Consider the following 19728-nt stretch of genomic DNA (forward strand, 5'->3'; position numbering starts at 1 on the left):
GAGACAGACAAATGTCACGTTTTTTCCGTCGCCGTAAATTCTGCCGTTTTTCTGCAGAAGGCACTGTAGAGATTGATTACAAAGATACCGCTGTTCTGAAAAACTATGTTACAGAAAGCGGCAAAATCGTACCTAGCCGTATTACTGGTACCAGCGCTAAGTATCAGCGTCAGCTGGCTCGTGCTATCAAGCGCGCTCGCTACCTGGCCTTGTTGCCGTACAGCGACTCACACAGCTAATACAGAAGGGGTATAAGTATGCAAGTAATTCTGTTAGACAAAGTCTCAAACCTTGGTGGTTTAGGTGACAATGTTACTGTTAAGTCTGGTTATGCTCGTAACTTCTTATTCCCACAGGGTAAAGCAGTTCCGGCTAACAAAGCTAACACCGAAAAGTTCGAACAGCGTCGCGCTGAGTTAGAAGCCAAACTGGCTGCTGATTTAGCTGCTGCTAACGACCGTGCTGCTAAGCTGGCAGAACTGGCTGAAGTGACTATCGCTTCTAAAGCCGGTGATGAAGGCAAGCTGTTTGGTTCAGTAGGTACCCGCGATATCGCTGATGCCATTACTGAAGCCGGCGTAAAAGTTACTAAAGCTGAAGTGAAGTTACCTAACGGTACTTTACGTGAAACTGGCGAGTTCGATATCGACCTGCAGTTACACGCTGAAGTAATAGCAACTGTTAAAGTTGTTATTATCGCAGAAGCCTAAGGCTATTGGCGCACTGCACCGCAGTGCGCCACTCTTTTCCTTCCCCTGATCTTGTTTACATCGTCTTTGCCACCCGTCTTTTCAGCTGCACCGCCTCTTAATTAAAAAAAACCACAACGTTGCTTTTTATTCTGCCGCTTGCAGGGTAGCATTGCACAGTTATTTCCAATTTTGTCAGGTGTTATGAGCAGTAATAAAGACAAGCAAGTCGCCGGCCTGAAAATGCCACCGCACTCTATCGAAGCTGAGCAATCTGTGCTGGGCGGTTTAATGCTGGATAATCAGGCTTGGGACCGGGTGTCAGAAAAGGTCGTTGAGCAGGATTTTTACCTGCGTTCGCACCGTTTTATCTTCAGCGCCATGGCGCGGATTGCCGAAGCGAATCAGCCCATCGATTTAATTACCGTATCCGAAGCACTGGAAGCGAACCAGCAACTGGACGATATCGGCGGCTTTGCTTATTTGGGTGAGATTGCCAAAAATACTCCCAGCGCCGCCAACATTATGGCCTACGCCGATATTGTGCGGGAGCGGGCTGTGGTGCGCGATATGATTGCGGTAGCGCATGATATCGCCGATGCCGGCTACGATACTCAGGGTCGCACCAGTGCCGAATTGCTGGACTTCGCGGAAAGTAAGGTGTTTAAAATTGCTGAACAGCGGGCTAATGCCAATGAGGGGCCGGAGCCGATTAACAATATTCTGGCCAAAACCATCGACAAAATTGATGCGCTGTTCCGCTCACCGCAAACCGGTATTACCGGTTTATCTTCAGGTTATATGGACCTGGATAAAATGACTAATGGCTTTCAGCCATCTGATTTAATTATCGTCGCAGCCCGGCCATCGATGGGTAAAACCACCTTTGCCATGAACCTGTGTGAGCATGCGGCGATTACCAGTGACAAGCCAGTACTGATATTCAGTCTGGAGATGCCCTCAGATCAGATTATGATGCGGATGCTGGCATCTTTAGGCCGGATAAACCAGACTAAAGTACGGACCGGCCAGCTGGAAGACGAGGACTGGGCGCGGTTATCGTCGGCTATTGAACTTCTGAACAGCAAAGGCAAGATGTATATTGATGACGCCTCTGGCCTGACGCCGACTGAGGTGCGCTCGCGTGCCCGGCGGGTGGCGCGGGAGCATGGTGGTCTGAGTATGATTATGGTCGATTATTTACAGCTGATGACAGTGCCGGGCTTAAGTGAAAACCGCACCCTGGAAATTGCTGAAATTTCCCGCTCGTTAAAATCGTTAGCCAAAGAGCTGAAAGTGCCGGTTATAGCGTTGTCGCAGCTAAACCGTGGCCTGGAGCAACGTGCCGACAAACGTCCGGTTAACTCTGACTTGCGGGAGTCGGGTTCAATCGAGCAGGATGCTGACTTAATTATGTTTATTTACCGGGACGAGGTGTACCACGAGGACAGCGCTGAAAAAGGCCTGGCTGAGATTATCATTGGTAAGCAGCGGAACGGCCCCATCGGTAAAGTGCGTTTAACCTTCCACGGTCACTTCTCGCGCTTTGACAATTATGCCGGCAGCGCCCGTTTTGAGGACGAGTATTAATGTCACGCCGGCCGGTAGCCCAAATTAATCTGGCTGCTCTGCGCCATAATTTACAACGGGTACAGCACCTGGCACCGGCCAGTAAGATATTGGCAGTATTAAAAGCCAATGCCTATGGCCATGGACTGGTACAGGTGGCTCAGGCATTAACCGGTGCTGATGCGTTTGCCGTGGCACGGATAGACGAAGCACTGGCGCTGCGCACTGCCGGTATTGTTAAGCCAATAGTGTTACTGGAAGGGTTTTACGAAGCAGCTGAATTGCCAATACTGTTGGCGAACAACCTGCAAACCATCGTACATAATGAGCTGCAACTGCAGGCGCTGGAACAAACCGAGCTGGAAGGCCAGCTTAAAGTCTGGTTGAAAATAGACACCGGCATGCACCGGTTGGGCATCGCCCCGCAACAGTTTAATGAATTTTATCGTCGGCTGTGGCAATGCCCGACGGTACAGCCGGGCATCCGGCTTATGAGTCATTTCTGCTGCGCCGATATGCCGGGCTCTGCTAAAACCGGCCAGCAACTGGCACAATTTCAGCAGCTTTGCGCCGATAAAGCCGAGCAACGCAGTCTGGCCAACAGTGCCGCTATCATTTGCCTGCCACAAAGCCATGGTGACTGGGTGCGTCCCGGCTTAATGCTGCATGGTATTTCACCGTTACCAGATCAACAAGGGCAGCATCATCAATTGCAGCCAGTGATGCGCTTAAGTAGCAGGCTGATAGCGATGCGAAAAATACAGCCGGGGGATACAGTAGGTTATGGCGCAAACTGGCAAACTGAAAAAGCAACCTGGGTTGGAGTCATCGCCATTGGTTATGGCGATGGTTATCCGCGGCATGCTGTGAATGGTACACCTGTCTGGCTGGCCGGGCGGGAAGTACAGCTGATAGGTCGGGTGTCGATGGATATGATTACTGTCAATTTAGGCCCTGAGCCAATGGAGTCCATCGGCGCAGAAGCGGTACTCTGGGGCCCGGAGTTAGCCATTGAGCGGGTGGCGCACTGCGCCGATACCATTCCATACGAGTTGTTATGTAATATTACCCCTCGGGTCGATTATCAGTATCTGACCGTTTAACTGCTACCCTGGCGATTACTTATCAAAACTGACTTCAATATGTACTTTGCCAAACTCTGAATCGAACGGCATTAAAATAGTCGGTCCTTCGCATTTATGGGTAATTGTATGCGCTTTACCCGAGACGACTATTGGTGTCGCCATTGAAAACTCGTAGCCTTTATCACCTAAAATGCGTTTGGCGCCACCAGTAACCATATTGGTAATTTCACCTACCATGTCGGTAACGTCAGCATTAATCGTTTTAGGTTTTTCACCGAGCATCCGGTACATGACTTCCAGCGCCAGTCCTTCTTCAAAACTTACTGAGAACGAACCTTTTATATCAGTACCGACCATGCCAATCAGGCCGGACACGTCACCCCGTGCTACTTCATCTTTTTTAATCCGGGGCTGGCCCGGGATAATAGTAGTGTTAGCCATGGTTGCTAAAACATTAACCAGAGAAGAGAGAAATGGATTTATATACTCAACATTCATGGAGCGCGCCTGTAAGTTATAAGATGGAATATACCAGCATGACTTTATAAGACTAGGAGCATTTTGCCCATCCTACAAGCCAGCTTATGGCTTTGCCGCTATTTATGCAACTTGCTGGCATTTATGGCAAAAACCATGAGCTTCGATGGTTTGGTGCTTAATTTTAAAACCTTGTCCGGATGCCAGCGCACTGAATTCCTGGTGCAGCAGGGCAGAGTGTAATTCACTTACGCTGCCACAACTGTCGCAGATCAGGAGTTGCGCCGGGTGATGGTGGCCAAAGTGATGGCACAACAGAAAGGCGTTACTCGACTCAATTTTATGGATAAAGCCCTGCTCGGTCAGAAACTCCAGTGCCCGGTATATGGTAGCGGGTTTGGCTGCTGGCTCAGTTTGTTTTAATTGCTCCAACAGGTCATATGCACCCATACCGCCATCGGTTTGTGCCATTAACCGAAATACTTTTTCCCGAATGGCTGTAAAGCGTGCGCCGTTTTTTTCACAAATGGCTTTGGCCCGGGTTACTAATGATTCTGTTGACATACTTAATCTTATCTCCTGACAGCAGTCGTTGGCAGTGTAGCATATTGCTATTTAAGTTCCACGCACAGAGACGGCTGATAATTAGCTGCAGGCAGTCAATTTTAGTGCTCTTTGCTGTACAATATCCGGCTTTACATTTATTACTCACAGCAGGTACGTGACTTTTGGCTACTAAACCTATGGACCACAAATTTTCTGTTGCTCCGATGCTGGACTGGACCGACAAACATTGTCGTTACTTCCACCGGTTAATGACTAAGCATGCGGTACTGTATACCGAAATGGTAACTACCGGCGCGCTAATCCATGGCAAAGGCGATTATCTGGCGTTTAACCAGCAGGAACATCCGCTGGTATTGCAGTTGGGTGGCTCTAATCCTGCTGAGATGGCGCAGTGCGCAAAAATGGCGGAGCAGCGTGGCTATGACGCGGTAAATATCAATGTCGGTTGCCCGTCAGACCGGGTCCAAAACGGCATGTTTGGCGCCTGCTTAATGGCGAAGCCTGAACTGGTAGCCAGTTGTGTTGGGGCAATGCTGGACACAGTGTCGATACCGGTTACGGTAAAAAGCCGGATCGGTATTGATGAGCTCGACAGCTATCAGTTTTTAACTGACTTCGTTGGCACTATTGCCGATGCTGGCTGCGAGCAGTTTATTGTCCATGCCCGCAAAGCGTGGTTAAAAGGCCTAAGCCCGAAAGAAAACCGGGAAATACCAGAGCTGGATTATCCGAGGGTGCACCAGTTGAAACAGGATTTCCCCCAACTTGATATCAGCATCAACGGCGGTATCAAGACCCTGGATGATGTGCGGTACCAGCTACAACTCGTCGATGGTGTGATGGTAGGGCGTGAAGCCTACACTAATCCTTATCTGCTGAGCAAGGTTGACCATTTTATTTATGGCGAGGAGCAGCCGGTACTTAGTCAGCACGAATTAGTGCGGGCGATGCTGCCTTATATTGAGCTGCAAATGGAGCAGGGGGCGCGTTTCTGGCATATTGCCCGCCATATGTTGGGTTTGTTTCAGGGGTTGCCAGGTGCCCGGCTATGGCGACGTCATCTTAGTGAAAACGGCCATCTGGCAGGCGCGAGCTCAGAGGTATTGACCCAGGCGCTGGCGTTAGTTCCGGAACATCTTGCAGAATAAAACGATTAAGTAGTCGCTAGCTGAACCTGACATGAAGATTTTGACTAACATGGTGGTTAATTTAACTAATTTTTAGTTTTGCGTGTTTGATTAAAAAGTCGCCATTAATTGGCTTGAAAATAAAGCTTTTTAAATCAGAATCTTAAGTTAATTAAAAAGTTGGCATAAGCTTTGTAATAGCTAAGTTGTAGTACCAACTAACTTAACTATTATGAAGGAATATAACATGAAAACTTTAGCTGCCCTTTCGTTAACTGCCGCTGTAATGCTGACTGCTACTCCAGTACAGGCTAACCCTGCTACTGAGGCGTTACAACAATTTGCTGCGAGTCAGTTAGCTGAACTTAAGGTTACCGTCGCCCAACAGGCACAACAGGCTCTGGAAAAAACTGCGGTAGAAGTCCGCCAGTTGTTTCAGGCAGAGACTCAGGTCGCCCAGCAAAAAGATGACGTTGCCAAAGCTGATTCCAAGCCTGCGGTAGAATAATCGATGCTGACCGCAAGCAGTTTATTGCTGCTGTATTTACTGCCCGTTGTCACTATCTTTTCGGCGTTTGTGTTGTGGAGTGTTCTTACGCCAGTTTTGATTTTATGGCAAAAAGCCCGGGGGTAGTTGTTCCGGGTTTTGCCAATTACCAGCGTATAACTTTGTGCTAAGTCGCTGTTCGCTGCCATGATTTGGTGTAAGATAAACCAAATTTGTTAAGGGAGCGTGACATGATTCGACGAGCTGCTTTATTATTGACTGCTGTTTTCTGTCTGATTAGCGTGCCAGCTATGGCGACAGAGTTAACGGTGACAGACGGTCAGGTCAGAGTGCCTATGCCAGGGCGAACCGTCACAGCAGGCTACTTCACCATCAATAACAATACTGCAAATGCAGTCAGCCTGATGTCAGCAGCAAGCACTGCGTTTGAACGTGCTGAGTTGCATCAGCATAGCCATCAGGATGGCGTAATGCGCATGGAGCAAGTTGCCGACATCGAAATTGCAGCTAATGCCAGTGTCAGCCTGCAGCCGGGTGGTTTACATCTGATGCTGTTTAACCCGGTACAGCCCTTACTTGCAGGTGAAAGCGTTACTGTTACTTTAAATTTCAGTAATGGTCAGCAAATTGAACTAAGTATGCCGCTCACCGAAATGCCACGTCGCTAAGGATTAACTATGAACAAGCGCAATATTACCTTCCTGATTACAGGCCTGGTGCTATTTATTTTTGTCGTGGTCAGCTGGTGGGTAAGCCGTGAACCTTCGGTTATTGCAGAGGAAATCAAGCAGGCACGGCAAGCTAATAATGTCGCGCCAACAGTGGGTTACACCACGACAACAGCATTAATAAAAGTAACTGAAACCTTGTTGGATAAACCTGGTGGTTATCTGGCTAATGATATTTTGCCACCTTACAGCATGCTTGATAATATGCCGGCGTGGGAGTTTGGCGTACTTGAGATGTCCCGTGATCTGGCGTTGGCGTTTCGTAAAGACTTCAGCCGCTCACAATCTCAGTCAGCTGAAAATGAATTTTTAAAAGTTGCCCAACCTCAATTTAATATTGACCATCGCAGCTGGGCTATTCCCAGCGCTGAATCTGAATATCGTAAAGCTGTCGAGCAGCTCTACTTATACCGCGATGCTTTGTCTGATAGCAGCACTGCCGGTAGCCAATTTTATGCCCGGGCCGATAACCTGCGAGATTGGCTGAAGAACGTTGAAAAACGATTAGGCAGTTACTCTCAGAGGCTAAGTGCCAGTGTCGGTCAGGATCGTCTGAATACTGATCTTGCCGGCGACGCCAGTGCCCGTCAGTCTACTATTGGCCCCCGTCATCAGGTGGTTAAAACCAGCTGGTGGAAAATTGATGATGAATTTTACGAAGCCCGGGGCGCAGCCTGGGCATTATTGCATTACCTGAAAGCGGTCGAGGTTGATTTTGCTGAAGTGCTGCACCGGCGCAATGCTATGGTCAGTTTGCAGCAAATTATCCGGGAGCTGGAAGCGACTCAGCAGCCAATCTGGAGTCCGATGGTTTTAAATGGCAGCGGCTTTGGTTTGCTGGCTAACCATAGCCTGGTAATGGCAAACTACATTTCCCGGGCAAACGCCGCATTAATAGATTTATCAGAACTATTGACCCAAGGATAAGCAGAATGAATAAAAATAGCATCATTAAAGCCACGTTATCGTTAGTGCTCGGTTCAGCCGTGATAATGGGCCAGGCGTCTGCTGACACCTTGCTGGGGGTTTACGTTGGTGGTGATGGCTGGCGCACAGATGTAACCGGAAGTTTTGGCAACAGCGAACCAGCGCCAGACTTTAATTTTAACAGTAAAACGCAGGGTTCATATTTCATAGCCCTTGAGCATCCAATACCGGTACTTCCCAATATCCGACTGGCTCACAATCAACTTGAAGCTGAAGGTATGTCACGAATCGACGGACAGTTTAGCTTTGCTGGTGAAGAATTTACAGTGAATACCAGCGTCGCCAATCGGGTCGACCTGACTAATACCGATATTGTGCTGTACTACGAAATACTCGATAACAGTATTGTTGCACTCGATATCGGGGTAAATGGTAAGCATATCAAAGGGTCGGCTTCAGTTGAGGAGCAGACCCAGAACGGTTTACAGGGCGAGGAGTCGGTGTCGCAATGGTTGCCCCTGTTGTATATCAACAGCAAAGTTGGTTTGCCGCTAACTGGTTTAGACGTGTTTGCTCAGGGCAGCTATATCGGTTGGAGTGACAGTCGTATGTACGATGTTCAAGCTGGCGTTGCGTATGAGATTATCGATTCTTTAGCCGTTGATGTCAGGCTGAAACTGGGATATCGGGCAGTTAATCTGCGTCTGGATGACCTCGACAATTTATACAGTAACCTTGATTTTAAAGGTCCATTTGCTGGTATTGAGCTGCACTTTTAATTGGGTAATTAATCCTGCACAACACTATTAAAATAATGCCGCCGGTCTGGCGTGCTGTGGTACAACCCTTGTTGCTACTGCAAAATCACTTTATAGTAACTTTATTCTGAGTGACGGCTGCATCATTTTGACCAATATATTCAAACAGGTAATCGTACCCTGGCTGCTAGCCCTGCTGTTGGCCTGGGTGCTTGTGATTGTCTGGCTTCATAATGAAACCCGTAACCAGCAAATGCAGCAAATTCAGCAGTTGGCTGTTACCGTAAACTATGCTGTCCAGGCGAACCTACCGGTAAATGATGACCAACAGTTGGCTAATCAGCTACGGCAAATTCATTACAGCTCCACATTAGCTGTGCAGCATATCGCCGCCTATAATTCGCAATTACAATTAATTGCCAGCAGTACTTCGCCTGCGCCCGTGGCTGTGCTGAATTCAGCGCCTACGGCTTATCAGGTCAGAACACTGCCCGATGGCAATCAGCTGGCTGTTTTGCCGGTTAGTGTCGGCATGACTGTTGAGCAATCAACTGTCGCCAGCCAGATACCGGATAATGGTTATGTCGCAGTTGTTTTCAGCACTGAACAGACATGGATGTTACGATTAATTCCACTGGCGTTGCTGACAGTTGCTATGGCTGTTGGTCTGATGTTAAGTCTTGGATTGATAAAGCGGGGACAGTCAAGGCTGGCAACCGATGCAGAACTATTAGTGCATAATTTAAGACGTTTACAAAATGCCAGGCAACAATGCCAGATAACGGAGCCGTTGGTGCCTGCACTAAAACCGGTGCAGCAGGCGTTCAACGATCTGGCAAGCAGCCTCGACCAGAATCAACAGGCAACCGAACAGTTGGTACAGCAGTTAAATCAGCGTTTGCAGCAGGTGAATGCACAGTTAACTGAGCTTGAGCAACAGCGGCAACGCCTGACAACTTTCCAGCAATTACAGCAACGCCAAATCCGGCATTGGTTTGAACAAAGCATGCTCCTTTGGCAACGACGGGAACAGTTGCAGCCGGCACAACTGCAACGGCTGATCCAAATGCATATGTTGACCGGGCATTATCAGTTCAGCGATAAAGACTTTAAGGGACCACCTGTAAGACTGGTTAGCTGGCTGGGTAAGCACCTGAATGAGTTTAATGAGTTGATACCCTCTGCTACCGTTGTTCTGGACTGGCAGGAACATCCTGACAATCTGGCGTACTCAGCGCATATTTGTGAAAAAACGTTAAAATCACTTATCCAAGCGTTGATCATGCTATGCCTGAGGGGGGATGATGTCAGCAAAGTCAACGTTGAGATTAAGCTGGAAAAGGGAGAACACCAGTCACTGCTACGCTTGACAGTAAGTTGTAATGGTAATGGCATCCCTGGTCATTGCCAGGAGCTGCTTAAAAACACCGATTTGCTGGATATGCAGTGGAGTGATGCAGATGTTGCCCTGCTCAATGCGATACAAGCTACCGACGCTGATTTTAGCTCGCAATCACTCGACGGTCTGGGCTGCATTTTACAGCTGACAATACCGGTACTGACCGAACAGCTAAGCGCAGTAAAAGCGATGCAGCACCTGTTAATATTTGATGCTGATGAAGAACGTATTCAACAACGTTGTTCGGCCCTGAGTGGTGTTGCATCTCAGATCAGCAAATGCAGTAAGCTGAGTGAGCTGGAGCAGTTAACTGATCGCAAGGTAGTTGACCTGGTTATATTGTTTTTGCCAGCAACAGCTGATAGCGCGGACTGGCAGAAAATAATAGACAACGCCCGACAACAATCTACGCTACTTTGTTATACATCGCCGGAACTGATGTCAGCCTGGCAGCAGAAACTACCTGAGGTGTTAGTTAGTCATCAGTTTTGTCTGGCTGCCGTTCAGGCCGCCACTGAACAGCTACCCAAGCCAGTTAATTTGCAGCATATCCTGGTGGTAGACGACAATGAAACAAATCTGGCATTTGTGCAGGTGCTGCTAAAAAATAAACCCCTGGTGTTGCATACTGCTACCTCAGCGATACAGGTTTTTTCGCTTTGTCAGCAACAGCGGTTTGATATGATTTTGCTGGATATTCAACTGCCGGATATGTCTGGTGTTGATATCGCTAAAAAGTTGCGCCAAATACCGCAATATCGTCAGGTTCCTATTGTTGCCTTCACTGCGCATGCAATGCCTGCTGAAATAGAGACTTATCGTGAGGCAGGTATGGATGATATCGTGTTTAAGCCGCTGGAACCGGCCCGGTTAGACAGCCTGCTGGCCCGATTTTCGCTAACGACAAACCAGAATTAGCCTGGATTTCGGTATTATTGTAACTTTACTTAAACGCTAATACCGAGCCAAGCTGCTGCTGCAAGGCCGTTAAATAGCCATTGTGGGTCGGACTGTTCAACAGTGGCAACAATTCGGTGCCAACCGCAGTATATTTATAATATTGCAGCACCACGCCGCGCTGCAGCGCAGTGCACTCCAGAGTCTGGCTTTGAAACTGCCAGCTAAACTGCTGTCCGGGTTGTAGTTCTCCGCTTTCGATTTCGACATTATGCAGAATACCAATATCAACCAGGTTAAGTATTTGCGGATAATTTAAGCCAAACTGGCTTAAGTTGAGCAATGCCATGCTGCGACCTGTAAGGAGTTGCCAAAGCGATGGCTTGCGAATATAGCCAAAATAAATCCGACCGCTTTGCTCTTGCCTGCTGCGACAGCTTAAGCTGGCAGCCAGTTGCAGGCTTTGGGCTTCTTTGTGGCTCATTTGCTTGAGCGTTTGCAGGGTTTTCAACGAAAATCGACCTGGTGTGGCAATTTCACCTGCCAGTATCTTCGCCCAAAGTTGTTGCATGCTGTTGTTAGAAATATCCAGCACCAATTCACAATACTGAGAAAACCAGTCAGGGTCTACTTCCTGAGCTGACACCCGTTCCGGGCAATATTCCAGCGCCAGTGCCATGATTTTTTCCAGGTTCTGCTGCTGGCGTTCGCGTTGCATTTGCAGGCGGCGGTTTACCCGTTGGCCCAGGCTTAGCTCGCCACCGGGATCCGGTGCACCAGAGCGGGCAGCCAGTTGCTGATGCTTTGCACTGCCCGGTGTATTGTCCGAAATGTCAGGATCAGCGTCACTACTGGTTTCAGCCGCCTTGCTTACAACGGGAGCTCCGAGGTGATAACGCGCCAATTTAATCAGCCGCTGCTGACCCGAGGCTGAAGTTATTTTGCTCAAAATAAATCCGGTAAATATTGATAAAGAAATGTTATCTTGGCACTAAGCAGGTTTAGCAGCAAGTAGCGGTAATAATTTTGTCAGGCAACTAAAAAATCAAATAACATAAAAATAAACGACAATTCGTTTTTTGTTTTTTAACGTATGCATGTATATTTAAGGCAAGAGACAAATAAAGGCGTAATCATGAAATCGAATGAAACAGATGAAGATTTTCTGTTTTTCGCAGAAGACGAGCAAGCCTCGTCGGAACCGGAGCTTGCTGTTGGTGTCTGGAATATTCTGATTGTTGACGATGACGAAGAAATCCATACCGTTACCAAACTGGCTCTGAACGACCTTATTGTCCTCGGCCGCAAACTTCAGTTTCATCATGCTTACTCTGGTGACGAAGCCATTCGCTTCTTACACAACAATACCAATATCGCCATGGTGTTACTTGATGTCGTGATGGAATCTGATGATGCGGGTCTGAAGGTTGTCCAGCGGATCCGCGATGAGTTGCATCTGGAAGAGTTACGCATTGTTCTCAGAACAGGTCAACCGGGTTACGCGCCGGAAGAAAGCGTCATTAAAGAATACGATATAAACGACTACAAAACTAAAACAGAATTAACCCGCGGTAAATTAGTTATCGCTATTATTGCTTCTATCCGATCTTATCAGCAAATCCGCACTATTAATCAAAACCGGATTGGCCTGCAAAAAATTATTAATGCCGGTGCCAATTTGCTTGAGCAACATTCGCTGCACGAGTTTTCGGAGGGTGTTGTAACCCAAATAGCATCGTTAATTGGCTTACATGCTGAGGGTGTACTTTGTGCGCAGATAGAAGACGACGGTAGCACCAGTGATAAAATTTATGTACTGGGTGCGGCAGGCCATTACGCGCCCTTTATCAAATGTCAGCTGGATAAGTTAGATAATCCGCGGATCGTGCAGCAAATTAACCTCTGTTTAAGCCAGCGCCAGAATATATTCGGCCAGCAGGATACGGTGTTGTATCTGGGCAGTGATAGCCATTGCGCCGCGGTTTATATAGAGACAAACCGGCCAATCGAAGCATTTGACCGGCAACTGATAGAAGTGTTTCTCAGCAATATTTCAATAGGCTATGAGAATGTAACGCTTTTTCAACAACTTAAACATGCTGCTTATATCGACCCGCTGACTAAAACACCTAACCGTAACGAGTTTATTCAGATTTTGCAGGATACCCGTCGGTTTGATGCCGAGGGTATGGTTGCGGTATTGATCGATATTGATCATTTTTCTGATGTGAATGATGGCCTGGGCCAGGATGTAGGTAACGAATTGCTGATTGCCCTGACATTACGGCTGATTGCTTTTTTTGGTACCAGCTGCCAGCTTGGCAGGATTGGCGCCGATGTTTTTGGTTTAGTCGGGCCTTCGCATGAGTTAACACCCGAGCGGTTAGAAGAGGTGTTCAATGAACCGTTTCAGGCCTCAGAGCATGCGTTACAGGTTAATGCTACCTTCGGGCTATGTCGCCTGACAGACTCTGCGGAGCAAGGGCTGACCATCTTAAAGCATGTGTATATTGCGCTGAATAAAGCTAAAAAAAGTATCAGTCAGAATTTCCAGTTTTATCAGCCGGAAATGGAAGATGAAATGGCTGAACGTTTGTCGTTACTGCGCAAGCTACGCAGTGATTTCAGTCGGGATAAGCTCGAGTTATGGTACCAACCGCAGGTCTCATTGAGCAGCAAACAAGTGGTGGGCATGGAAGCATTGTTACGCTGGCCGGTTGCCGATGGTCAGTATATTTCACCCGCCGTGTTTATTCCGCTGGCGGAGTATTCAGGGCTGATTGTTGAAATTGGCAGCTGGGTACTGGAGCAGGCCTGTCAGCAAATAAAACATCTGGCCACGCAGGGCTATGATGACTTACGAATTGCCGTAAATGTATCAATGCCGCAATTTCGAAACCATCACTTTGTCCAGACAGTTATTGATTGCGTAAATCGCTACAATATCGATCCGGCGCTGCTGGAGCTTGAGATTACCGAGTCAGTAGTGATGGACGAGCCAAAAATTGTTATTGATGCCCTGCAAAAGCTGAAAAATGCGGGTATTAAGGTCGCAATTGATGACTTTGGAATTGGTTTCTCTTCGCTGAGCTATCTGCAACAGTTGCCTCTGGATCGGATTAAAGTTGACCGTGCTTTTGTGCGGGAAGTCACCGAGCCAGCAGGTGAAGTGATTGCTCAAACCATTATTAACCTGGGGAAACGGCTGGGGCTTTCGACCATCGCCGAAGGTGTGGAAACTATTGAGCAGCAGCAGGCAGTTGCAGCCATGGGCTGTGATGAGGTTCAGGGTTTTCTGTTTGCCAAACCCATGCCTAACAATGAGTTACTGGCATTTTTAGCTGACAACAACCCGAAAAAAGTCGATTAAATCCTTCCATGACGTAAAAAGCAAAGCCGCATTGTGCGGCTTTGCTTTTTAGCGGTATGACAAATTAACGTTATAACAAAAACGACTTTTTACTTTTTTGCCCGCTCAAAAGAGGTCATAATTTCAGCTTTGGCCGCTGCCGCGTCGCCCCAGCCAAGCACTTTAACCCATTTACCAGGCTCCAGCTCTTTGTAGCGCTCGAAGAAATGCTGAATTTGTTGTTTTAACAACTCTGGCACATCATTAATATCCTGAATATGATCATACAGTTTGGTCAGTTTGCTAACCGGTACCGCAATAACTTTGGCATCTTCACCCGCTTCGTCTGACATATTTAATACGCCAACCGGCCGGCATTTAATCACCGCGCCCGGCACCAGTGGATAAGGGGTTGGTACTAATACGTCTACCGGATCACCATCCAGTGACAAGGTGTGGTTTACGAAGCCGTAGTTGCATGGATAAAACATCGGCGTTGACATAAAGCGGTCAACCCAGACTGTACCTGTGTCTTTATCCACTTCATATTTAATCGGGTCGGCATTAGCCGGAATTTCAATAATTACATTAATTTCGTCTGGCAGATTCTTACCTGCTGCAACATCGCTTAAGCTCATGTCCTGATCCTTCGGTTCTTAAAAAAGATTCGTTAAAAGTGGCGCTTATTATAGCGCCGGCAATAAAAATGGCTATGCTTTGTGATACCCAATACAGGTTTCCACTTCATGTTTTGAGCCCAGAATAACCGCTACCCGCTGATGAATATCAGTCGGGACGATGTCCATAATTCTCTGGTAGCCGGTTGAACTCAGGCCACCAGCCTGTTCTACCAGAAAGCTCATTGGATTGGCTTCATACATTAGTCGCAATTTATCCGGTTTCTGCGGATCTTTGCTATCCCGCGGGTAAGCGAAGATCCCACCGCGGCACAATACCCGGTGCACATCACCGACCATGGCGGCTATCCAGCGCATATTAAAGTTTTTGCCGCGGGGGCCGGTTTTACCCAGCAACAAATCGGCGACATAGCGCTGCATCGGCTCCTGCCAGAAGCGCTGGTTTGACATATTGAGCGCAAACTCAGTGGTGTACTTGGGTATGGCCGCCTGATCTTCGGTCAGCAAAAAACCGCCATAAGTATTGTCCAGCGTATACAGGCGGGTACCATGGCCAGTCGTCAGGGCCAGCATAGTGGATGGCCCGTACAGCACATAACCCGCTGCAACCTGGGCCGTGCCTGGCTGTAAAAATAAACTGCTGTCGTCCGGCGCTTTGTCGGGGTCGGCTGGCAAAATAGAAAAAATGGTACCAATTAAGCTGTTAATATCAGTATTTGACGAGCCATCCAGCGGATCGAAGGTGACCAGGTATTTACCCTGTGGATTACCAGCGACAATGGTGTCTTCTTCTTCTGAGCTGATTGCTTTAACTACGCCGGTTTCCAGAATGACTTCTTTCAGTAATTCATTGGCTATTACATCAAGTTTTTTTTGGGTTTCCCCTTGAATATTTTCGCCAAGGGTAGAACCTAATACACCAGCCAGTTCACCCTGACTGACCCGAAAAGAAATTTCTCGGCAGGCGGCTAGAATGGTTTTAAGCAGGGCAATTAACTCAGGTTCGACTCCGTCCTGCTGCAGTACCGGGGAAATACGGCGCATTTTGTTATTCCTTTTATTGCTGTAGTAAATGTGTAGGGCAGCGCTATTTTAAAGAATTTATTGTTAAATTGCAGTTTTGATCGTAGTTTTATCTGTTTTTCTGATACCAACGGGCCTGCATAGCAGGAAATGACTGATGCATATTCATATTTTAGGTATTTGCGGCACCTTTATGGGCGGTATTGCCGCGATTGCCAAAGCGCTGGGCCATCGGGTTACCGGCTCTGATCAAAATGTTTACCCACCAATGAGCGAGCAGCTGACTGAACTGGGCATTGGTCTGGTGCAGGGTTATGACTGCAGCCAGTTCACTCCCGAGCCTGATTTGGTGATTATTGGTAACGCCTTATCCCGTGGCAACGAGGCGGTGGAGTATGTGTTAAGTCGCGGCTTACGTTATACCTCAGGCCCGCAGTGGCTGGCCGAACAGGTATTGCAGGACCGCTGGGTCCTGGCGGTTGCCGGCACTCATGGCAAAACCACTACCAGCAGCATGCTGGCCTGGATTTTAGAAGCCGCTGGCCTGAAGCCGGGTTTTCTGATCGGTGGCGTGCCGCAAAATTTTGATACCTCGGCTCGGCTGGGCGAGTCGCCGTTTTTTGTGATTGAAGCTGACGAGTATGACACCGCTTTTTTCGACAAACGTTCAAAGTTTGTCCATTACCGGCCACGCACTCTGGTAATTAATAATCTGGAATTTGACCACGCCGATATTTTTCCTGATTTAGCGGCTATTCAGCGCCAGTTTCATCATTTACTGCGAATGGTGCCGGCAAATGGTCTGGTATTATCACCGGAAGATACTAAGGCCGTCAGTCAGACTCTGGCGATGGGCTGCTGGAGTGAACGCCAGAGCTATGGCCAGGACTGGCGGGCAGAACTGATTAACAATGATGGTAGCGCCTTTAAATTGTTTTACCGCCAGCAGTTGCAAGGTGAACTGCACTGGCAGCTTGGCGGCCAGCATAATGTCGACAATGCAGTGATGGCGATTGCCGCTGCCCGCCATGCCGGTGTGCCGGTAGACGTGGCACTGCAAGCAATGAGCCAGTTTGTGGCACCGAAGCGGCGGATGGAACTGAAGGCCGATATTGCCGGCATTAAGGTATATGATGATTTCGCCCACCACCCAACGGCCATTGCCACTACGTTACAGGGGGTGCGGAATAAAGTGGGCCAGGGACGCCTACTTGCCGTACTGGAACCACGTTCTAATACCATGCGGATAGGCGTGCACGAAGCGGCGTTGCCTGTGTCGTTAGCCATTGCCGATAAAGTGTATTTATATGAGCCGGCCAATGCTAACTGGTCGCTGGAAGCGCTTACCCGCAGTTTAAGCCCGAAAGCCCATTTATCGCATGATATTGAGGCGCTGGTCGGTTTACTGGTCGGGCAAGCGGCAAAGGGTGATAACATCGTAATTATGAGTAACGGCGGTTTTGGTGGTATTCACGACAAGCTGATCCGCGCGCTGGCGCTTAAATGGGAGTAAACATGCAGGATATTACCTTAGCCTTTACCGGTGCCTCAGGTGCGCCTTATGGCTGGCGTTTACTGGAGCTGTTATTGCAGCAGGGCATCAGGGTGCATTTGCTTATTTCCAGTGCCGCCCGGGTAGTATTTGCTACCGAGCATGACATTAAACTGGCCGGCGCGCCGGATAAGTGCACGACGCAATTGCAGAACCATTTCAACAGTGCCGACGGCCAGTTAACGGTATATGGTAAAGACGACTGGTTTTCACCGGTAGCGTCAGGCTCTGCGGCGCCAAAGCAGATGGTAATTTGTCCCTGTTCGACCGGCACCGTGGCAGCGATTGCCTGTGGCGCCAGCGATAATCTGATCGAGCGCGCTGCCGATGTGGTGATAAAAGAGGGCGGTAAACTGATATTAGTGCCACGGGAAAGCCCGCTTAGTGCTATTCACCTGGAAAACCTGCTGAAACTGGCCCGGCTTGGGGTGACTATTATGCCGGCGGCGCCTGGTTTTTATCATCAGCCCAAGCAAATCAGTGATTTAGTCGATTTCATGGTGGCGCGTATTTTGGACCAGCTGGGGGTGAAGCAGCAGCTTACCGCCCGTTGGGGCTATGGTGGCGAGCGGGCGGCTGCCAATAACGAAAACAGCACAGAGACAGGAGAGGCCGAGTGAGTCTGGCGTTAGATATTTCAGCGTTACACAAAGTGTATAAAAGTGGCACTGTGGCGCTAAGTGGTATTGATTTACAGGTAACAGAGGGCGATTTTTTCGCCTTACTTGGTCCCAATGGTGCCGGCAAAAGCACCACTATCGGGGTGATAACGTCGCTGGTAAATAAAAGCGGCGGTTCTGTCAAAGTATTTGGTTTTGATATCGACAGCCAGCTGGAGCAGGCAAAAAGCCAATTGGGTTTAGTGCCACAGGAGTTTAACTTCAATCAGTTTGAAACCGTATTACAAATAGTGGTGCATCAGGCCGGTTACTATGGTGTGCCGAAAAAGCTGGCGCTGGAGCGGGCTGAAAAATACCTGAGTCAGCTCGGTTTATGGGACAAACGGCATGCCCGGGCCCGTGAGTTATCGGGTGGTATGAAGCGTCGGCTGATGATCGCCCGGGCACTGATGCATGAGCCCAAATTGCTTATCCTGGATGAGCCTACTGCCGGGGTCGATATTGAACTGCGCCGCTCGATGTGGGAGTTTTTACGCAAAATTAATAAAGCCGGGGTAACCATTATTCTGACCACCCATTATCTGGAAGAGGCAGAAATGCTCTGTCGTAACATTGCTATTATCGATAAAGGCCGGATTATTGAAAACACCAGCATGAAGGCGCTGTTAAATAAGCTGACGATTGAAACCTTTATTCTCGATTTGGACCAGAACCCGACCAATATAACGCTGGACGATATCAGCTGGCGGACCCTGGATGAGCACAGCATTGAAATTGATGTGCCGAAAAGCCAGGGCTTAAACCCGATTTTCAGCCAGCTTAGTACGCAACAGGTTAATGTGTTGTCGATGCGCAATAAAGCAAACCGCTTAGAGGAATTATTTGTGGCACTGGTCGAAACCGGTCGTGGGGAGGCAAACTGATGCGAGCCAGTTATCTGATTGCCCTGCAAAGTATTTTAAGCAAAGAAATTACCCGCTTTATGCGAATTTGGGTGCAAACTCTGGTACCACCCGCCATTACCATGAGCCTGTATTTTGTTATTTTTGGCAGTTTAATTGGCTCGCGCATCGGCGATATGGGCGGCTTCAGTTATATGGAGTTTATTGTACCCGGGCTGATTATGATGGCGGTGATCACTAACTCCTATGCCAATGTCGCCTCGTCGTTTTTCAGTGCCAAATTTCAACGTAACGTAGAAGAGCTGCTGGTCGCGCCGGTACCCAACTACCTTATTGTGCTGGGCTACGTTGGCGGAGGCATGGCCCGTGGCATCCTGGTAGGGCTGATAGTAACCATTTTGTCGCTGTTTTTTGTCGATATTCAGATCCATAATCTGGCGATCATCGTTGTTACTGTTATCCTGACATCTATGCTGTTTGCGCTGGGTGGGCTAATTAATGCGGTTTATGCCAAAACCTTTGATGACATCAGTATTATTCCGACCTTTGTGTTGACCCCGTTAACCTATCTTGGCGGGGTATTTTATTCATTAACTATGCTGCCGGGGTTCTGGCAGAATGTAGCGGCGTTAAATCCGATAGTGTATATGGTTAATGCCTTCCGGTATGGCTTTCTCGGGGTCAGTGATGTCAGCCTGGTGCTGGCGCTGGCGGTGGTGATCAGTTTTATTGTGGTCATGTTCAGCTTTGCCTTATATTTAATTAGTCGGGGCGTTGGCCTGCGCAGCTAGCCTGTTTGCACGGTTAAATTTTTGCAGACATTTTCGGGCAGTTGCAGTAGAGTTAGGCCCTTTCTTCGCCCCTGTCTGAGCTGTGAGAGCAGATAACTGAAGTGGGGCCTGTTTCGGCTCAG

At 48.3% G+C, this 19728-nt stretch carries 20 protein-coding genes; 15 read left to right on the forward strand and 5 right to left on the reverse strand.

Translation table 11 applies throughout. The annotated features are described in order from the left end of the window. Positions 1 to 11 precede the first annotated feature (11 nt). The 4 genes from rpsR (at position 12) to alr (ending at position 3361) form a co-directional block, all read left to right on the forward strand. Positions 12 to 239, forward strand: a complete 228-nt coding sequence (gene rpsR / locus CRO03_RS09865) for a 30S ribosomal protein S18 (protein WP_008218940.1) — start codon at positions 12 to 14, stop codon at positions 237 to 239. An 18-nt stretch (positions 240 to 257) separates the two neighbouring features. Continuing rightward, the gene (gene rplI, locus CRO03_RS09870; RefSeq protein ID WP_097111462.1) at positions 258 to 710 is read left to right on the forward strand and encodes a 50S ribosomal protein L9; all 453 of its coding nucleotides are present in this window, start codon (positions 258 to 260) and stop codon (positions 708 to 710) included. Positions 711 to 893: 183 nt separating this feature from the next. Continuing rightward, positions 894 to 2279 carry a replicative DNA helicase gene (dnaB, locus tag CRO03_RS09875; protein WP_019675939.1) on the forward strand — a complete coding sequence of 462 codons (1386 nt, stop codon included), beginning with the start codon at positions 894 to 896 and terminating at the stop codon, positions 2277 to 2279. Beyond that, a complete protein-coding gene (gene alr, locus CRO03_RS09880; RefSeq protein ID WP_097111463.1) occupies positions 2279 to 3361 on the forward strand; it encodes an alanine racemase in 1083 nt (360 codons plus the stop codon). Before dnaB ends, alr begins: the two co-directional genes overlap by 1 nt. A 15-nt stretch (positions 3362 to 3376) precedes the next feature. On the opposite strand, the gene CRO03_RS09885 is transcribed toward alr, so the two are convergent. Both CRO03_RS09885 and zur read right to left on the reverse strand, forming a co-directional pair. Continuing rightward, positions 3377 to 3841, reverse strand: coding sequence for a chemotaxis protein CheX (locus CRO03_RS09885; protein WP_097111464.1), 465 nt, complete (start codon positions 3839 to 3841; stop codon positions 3377 to 3379). Positions 3842 to 3943: 102 nt separating this feature from the next. Next, a complete protein-coding gene (gene zur, locus CRO03_RS09890) occupies positions 3944 to 4384 on the reverse strand; it encodes a zinc uptake transcriptional repressor Zur (RefSeq protein WP_097111465.1) in 441 nt (146 codons plus the stop codon). A 179-nt stretch (positions 4385 to 4563) separates the two neighbouring features. Here zur and dusA point away from each other — a divergent pair, with 179 nt between their 5' ends. The 6 genes from dusA to CRO03_RS09920 all read left to right on the forward strand — a co-directional run bounded on the left by dusA (position 4564) and on the right by CRO03_RS09920 (position 10752). After that, a complete protein-coding gene (dusA, locus tag CRO03_RS09895) occupies positions 4564 to 5535 on the forward strand; it encodes a tRNA dihydrouridine(20/20a) synthase DusA (protein WP_097111466.1) in 972 nt (323 codons plus the stop codon). Positions 5536 to 5761: 226 nt separating this feature from the next. Then, the gene (locus CRO03_RS09900) at positions 5762 to 6022 is read left to right on the forward strand and encodes a hypothetical protein (RefSeq protein WP_097111467.1); all 261 of its coding nucleotides are present in this window, start codon (positions 5762 to 5764) and stop codon (positions 6020 to 6022) included. Between the two features lie 230 nt (positions 6023 to 6252). Then, positions 6253 to 6690: a copper chaperone PCu(A)C gene (locus CRO03_RS09905; RefSeq protein WP_097111468.1), complete on the forward strand. Its 438-nt coding sequence runs from the start codon at positions 6253 to 6255 to the stop codon at positions 6688 to 6690. A gap of 9 nt (positions 6691 to 6699) precedes the next feature. Next, positions 6700 to 7677, forward strand: coding sequence for a DUF2333 family protein (locus tag CRO03_RS09910; protein WP_097111469.1), 978 nt, complete (start codon positions 6700 to 6702; stop codon positions 7675 to 7677). Between the two features lie 5 nt (positions 7678 to 7682). Beyond that, positions 7683 to 8456, forward strand: coding sequence for a TIGR04219 family outer membrane beta-barrel protein (locus CRO03_RS09915; protein ID WP_097111470.1), 774 nt, complete (start codon positions 7683 to 7685; stop codon positions 8454 to 8456). Positions 8457 to 8583: 127 nt separating this feature from the next. After that, the gene (locus CRO03_RS09920; RefSeq protein ID WP_097111471.1) at positions 8584 to 10752 is read left to right on the forward strand and encodes a response regulator; all 2169 of its coding nucleotides are present in this window, start codon (positions 8584 to 8586) and stop codon (positions 10750 to 10752) included. A gap of 25 nt (positions 10753 to 10777) precedes the next feature. On the opposite strand, the gene CRO03_RS09925 is transcribed toward CRO03_RS09920, so the two are convergent. After that, entirely contained in the window at positions 10778 to 11680 is a 903-nt protein-coding gene (locus tag CRO03_RS09925) for a TIGR03899 family protein (protein WP_097111472.1), read from the reverse strand. Between the two features lie 186 nt (positions 11681 to 11866). Between CRO03_RS09925 and CRO03_RS09930 the strand changes: the two genes are divergently transcribed. Further along, positions 11867 to 14101 carry an EAL domain-containing protein gene (locus CRO03_RS09930; protein ID WP_097111473.1) on the forward strand — a complete coding sequence of 745 codons (2235 nt, stop codon included), beginning with the start codon at positions 11867 to 11869 and terminating at the stop codon, positions 14099 to 14101. An 89-nt stretch (positions 14102 to 14190) separates the two neighbouring features. On the opposite strand, the gene ppa is transcribed toward CRO03_RS09930, so the two are convergent. Next, positions 14191 to 14718 (reverse strand): inorganic diphosphatase, encoded by a 528-nt coding sequence (gene ppa, locus CRO03_RS09935; protein WP_097111474.1) that lies wholly within the window; start codon positions 14716 to 14718, stop codon positions 14191 to 14193. 72 nt (positions 14719 to 14790) lie between these two features. After that, positions 14791 to 15762 (reverse strand): class 1 fructose-bisphosphatase, encoded by a 972-nt coding sequence (locus CRO03_RS09940; RefSeq protein ID WP_097111475.1) that lies wholly within the window; start codon positions 15760 to 15762, stop codon positions 14791 to 14793. Positions 15763 to 15898: 136 nt separating this feature from the next. Between CRO03_RS09940 and mpl the strand changes: the two genes are divergently transcribed. Genes mpl through CRO03_RS09960 form a run of 4 tightly spaced genes read left to right on the forward strand, consistent with a single transcriptional unit; the run spans position 15899 to position 19606 of the window. Continuing rightward, the gene (gene mpl, locus CRO03_RS09945) at positions 15899 to 17254 is read left to right on the forward strand and encodes a UDP-N-acetylmuramate:L-alanyl-gamma-D-glutamyl-meso-diaminopimelate ligase (protein WP_097111476.1); all 1356 of its coding nucleotides are present in this window, start codon (positions 15899 to 15901) and stop codon (positions 17252 to 17254) included. Continuing rightward, complete coding sequence (locus tag CRO03_RS09950) at positions 17245 to 17913, forward strand: flavin prenyltransferase UbiX (protein ID WP_245861583.1); 669 nt, start codon at positions 17245 to 17247, stop codon at positions 17911 to 17913. The genes mpl and CRO03_RS09950 overlap by 10 nt, the downstream gene beginning before the upstream one ends. Further along, the gene (locus CRO03_RS09955) at positions 17910 to 18836 is read left to right on the forward strand and encodes an ABC transporter ATP-binding protein (protein ID WP_097111478.1); all 927 of its coding nucleotides are present in this window, start codon (positions 17910 to 17912) and stop codon (positions 18834 to 18836) included. Before CRO03_RS09950 ends, CRO03_RS09955 begins: the two co-directional genes overlap by 4 nt. After that, positions 18836 to 19606 (forward strand): ABC transporter permease, encoded by a 771-nt coding sequence (locus CRO03_RS09960; RefSeq protein WP_097111479.1) that lies wholly within the window; start codon positions 18836 to 18838, stop codon positions 19604 to 19606. The genes CRO03_RS09955 and CRO03_RS09960 overlap by 1 nt, the downstream gene beginning before the upstream one ends. Positions 19607 to 19728 lie beyond the last annotated feature (122 nt).

The organism is Arsukibacterium tuosuense, from assembly GCF_900215315.1.
GTDB classification, from domain to species: domain Bacteria; phylum Pseudomonadota; class Gammaproteobacteria; order Enterobacterales; family Alteromonadaceae; genus Alishewanella; species Alishewanella tuosuense.